The organism is Corynebacterium sp. HMSC056F09, assembly GCF_001815785.1.
Classification (GTDB): domain Bacteria; phylum Actinomycetota; class Actinomycetes; order Mycobacteriales; family Mycobacteriaceae; genus Corynebacterium; species Corynebacterium hiratae.
Genome location: NZ_KV821914.1, coordinates 1 through 341 on the forward strand (window position 1 = coordinate 1; position 341 = coordinate 341).

Here is a 341-nt window from a genome sequence, read left to right on the forward strand (position 1 = left end):
TCCTCTGCCTTCGGCTCTTCCTTCTTCTCTTCGGCCTTGGGCTCTTCCTTCTTTTCCTCTTCCTTGGCGGCAGGCTTTTCGGAGGCTGCGGCGGAGCCATCGCCGACGCGGGCGATGACGGCGCCGACGTCGACGGTGTCGTCTTCCTCGGCGAGGATTTCAACGAGGGTGCCGGCGACCGGGGACGGGATTTCGGTGTCGACCTTGTCGGTGGAGACCTCGAGCAACGGTTCGTCGACCTCGACGGTGTCGCCGACGGACTTCAGCCACTGGGTGATGGTGCCCTCGGTGACAGACTCACCCAGCTCCGGCATTTCCACGTCGGTGGCATCACCAGAAGC

1 protein-coding gene is annotated in these 341 nt (G+C 63.9%); it reads right to left on the reverse strand.

The window, feature by feature from the left end; genetic code table 11:
• The coding region (locus HMPREF3056_RS03830) for a biotin/lipoyl-containing protein (protein WP_305764481.1) at positions 1 to 341 on the reverse strand (341 nt) is incomplete at both ends.